The sequence below is a fragment of the Deltaproteobacteria bacterium CG11_big_fil_rev_8_21_14_0_20_42_23 genome (genome assembly GCA_002796345.1).
GTDB lineage: Bacteria > UBA10199 > UBA10199 > 2-02-FULL-44-16 > 2-02-FULL-44-16 > 1-14-0-20-42-23.
The window spans coordinates 1-2,528 of record PCXC01000073.1 but is presented as its reverse complement, the minus strand read 5'-3'; the positions used below and the strand labels follow the sequence as shown (position 1 = coordinate 2,528).

Sequence of the window (2,528 nt, the reverse complement as noted above, 5' to 3'; positions counted from 1 at the left end):
AAACTCCCAGCACTAAAAAGCAGGGTGTTGAGGTGAAGTAATAATATTTCTTCGAGTGGTGGCACTACGATCTAGGAAATATTTTTTGGGCAAAGCCACAGGGGTGCCTCAAGTTTTTATCACTTTGTTCGGCGATGAGGAGTGGGGGAGTTATGATTTGCTGAGTTCAAAAACAATAACCCCACCTAACCTCCCCTTAATTTAAGGGGAGGGATGAAAAGACAAACCCCTCTCAATCTGAGAAAAATCAAGATTTTGACACCTTTAGAGCCTAATGCATTTATAAAGTGCTCTTTTAGTTTTGCATTGCAAAAGAAGTATTAAACTTTAATGGTTGATAGGAAGTGTTTTCAGTGATAAGCTTACTTTCAGCAAATGCTGAAACAGGTGATTACAATGAAACTAACAGAACGGACCATGGAACGGAAAGCGAAGCTCGCTTTAGAAGCGTGTCTTGGAAAAGTGCCATTTCTTTCTTTCAAATCTCGCATGAAGTGGATGGCCAAAGGAAATAATTTTCTCGTAAAGGTCAAGACTCCATCGGGTTCAAGAGATCTTCTTGTGGCGATCAAAAACAACGGCCAGCCGCGCATTATACGTTCAGTTGCAGTTGAACTCGCGCGCGCTTGCCGAGAAAAAAACTCCACCTATGGTCTTGTTGTTGCGCCGTACATTTCACCTGAAACTGCAGAAATTTGTGTTGAAGAAGGTGTTGGCTATCTTGATTTGGCGGGTAACTGCCGCATGAGTTTCAAAGATGTTTATATTGAACAGTCAGGTAAGCCAAACCCATCAGTGCTGCGTCGTGAGCAACGTTCACTTTTTTCAGAGAAAGCAATAAGGGTGTTGCGGGTGTTGCTCGAACAACCTCAAAAAAAATGGCTTCTTATCGAGCTCGCCAAAGCAGCGAAGGTGAGCCTTGGCCAAGCTTTTAATGTCAAAAAGTTGCTGCTGGATAAAGAGTTTATTGTTGTAAATAAAACAGGTGTTACCTTAGTGAATCCCGAACAACTTTTAATCGAATGGACAGGTGCGCAAGTGCCACGCAAAAATTGGTTTGAATATTTCACCCTTAAAAGTTCAGCAGAACTCGAAGCCGATTTGGTAAAACTTTGTAGCAAAAAAAACATTCCCTATGCTCTTATGGGATTTTCAGCAGCATTGCGTTATGCCCCTGCCGTCAGGTCACATCGTGCCATGGCTTATGTGAGCGGTGATATCAATAAAATTGCTCAAGCCTTGGGGTTGAAAAAGGTAGCAAGTGGAGCAAATGTTGTTCTAGCGCAACCTGTAGGTGACGGTGTTTTTTATAGATCACAAGACATTGATAAAATGAAAATTGTTTCTCCTCTGCAGACCTATCTTGATCTTATTGGTTTTCGTGGACGCGGAGAAGAGGCTGCTCACATGATCTTGGAAAGAAAAGTGAGACCGACATGGTAACTAAAATTGATTATGAAGCTCACACTGTTCATGCGGCGAGAGCAGTCCTCTTAGAGCTCACACATTTGCTCGGCGCCTATCGTGATGATATCGTGTTGGTGGGCGGATGGGTTCCAGAATTGCTTTTGCCGTCAAAGGAGTTTCCTCATGTGGGCAGTACAGATATTGACCTCGCCCTTGACCATCGAAATCTTCCCGCAGAAGGATACGCAACCATTCTCAAGCTTTTGCGCAATCGTGGATACGAGCAGGGAACACAACCGTTTATTTTTTTCCGAAAGCTTATTTTTGAAGGGCGGGAAATTACCGTCCAGGTTGATTTTTTGGCCGGTGAGTATGAAGGTGTTGGTAAGAAGCATCGCCACCAAAAAGTGCAAGATGTTCATGCGCGAAAAGCTCGTGGCTGCGATCTTGCTTTCGAGCATCCGGTGGAAATTCAGTTGCGTGGTGAGCTTCCTGGTGGTGGTCAAGATACAGCCACCATTCGTGTGGCTTCCATTGTCCCCTTCATTATAATGAAAGGCATGGCGCTTGCCGATCGTATGAAAGAAAAAGATGCTTGGGACATCTATTATTGTCTGAGACACTACCCAGGCGGTCTTGATATGTTGATAAAAGCTTTCGTTCCCTTTATGGCGCACGGGCTGGTGAAGGAAGGCCTTGCCAAGATTGCTGAAAAGTTTGCTTCTGAAAAACATGTTGGGCCAAAGTTCATCGCGGACTTTGATGAAATTGTTGATGCTGAAGAACGTGCTCAAGTGCAACGAGATGCGTTTGAACGTGTTGACCACCTCCTTAAAAAATTGGGGATAAGGTAACAACAAAAACGTGATGACAAATCAACACCGTCATCCTAGGCATAATGGCAACTCAATCCATTTTTCGTCAATGACACAAGCACTCTTTGTCATCACGAGGAGCGTAGTGACGTGGTGATCCCCTCTGACAATTGAACGAGGAGACCCTTTCAGCCCGAGGGTGAGGGAATGAGCGTTTTCGAACTTTCCCACGCACGTATAAAAGAAGTGCAAACAAAACTCCCAGCACTAAAAAGCAGGGTGTTGAGGTGAAGTAATAATATTTCT

At 44.0% G+C, this 2,528-nt stretch carries 3 protein-coding genes (1 of these 3 running past the window's edge); all 3 read left to right on the top strand.

The genetic code is table 11. The annotated features are described in order from the left end of the window. Positions 1–36, top strand: the 3' portion of a protein-coding gene (locus COV43_08480; GenBank protein ID PIR24809.1) for a hypothetical protein. 759 nt of this gene lie to the left of the window's left edge; only the last 36 of its 795 coding nucleotides appear in the window; its start codon lies off the left edge, out of view; its stop codon occupies positions 34–36. A gap of 339 nt (positions 37–375) precedes the next feature. After that, positions 376–1,443: a hypothetical protein gene (locus tag COV43_08475; protein PIR24808.1), complete on the top strand. Its 1,068-nt coding sequence runs from the start codon at positions 376–378 to the stop codon at positions 1,441–1,443. Continuing rightward, positions 1,437–2,261, top strand: a complete 825-nt coding sequence (locus tag COV43_08470) for a hypothetical protein (GenBank protein PIR24807.1) — start codon at positions 1,437–1,439, stop codon at positions 2,259–2,261. The genes COV43_08475 and COV43_08470 overlap by 7 nt, the downstream gene beginning before the upstream one ends. Positions 2,262–2,528 lie beyond the last annotated feature (267 nt).

Excerpts from the sequence above, each read along its gene's own strand:
- COV43_08470 (PIR24807.1), top strand. The coding sequence starts at position 1,437 with ATGGTAACTAAAATTGATTATGAAGCTCACACTGTTCATGCGGCGAGA.
- COV43_08475 (PIR24808.1), top strand. The coding sequence starts at position 376 with ATGCTGAAACAGGTGATTACAATGAAACTAACAGAACGGACCATGGAA.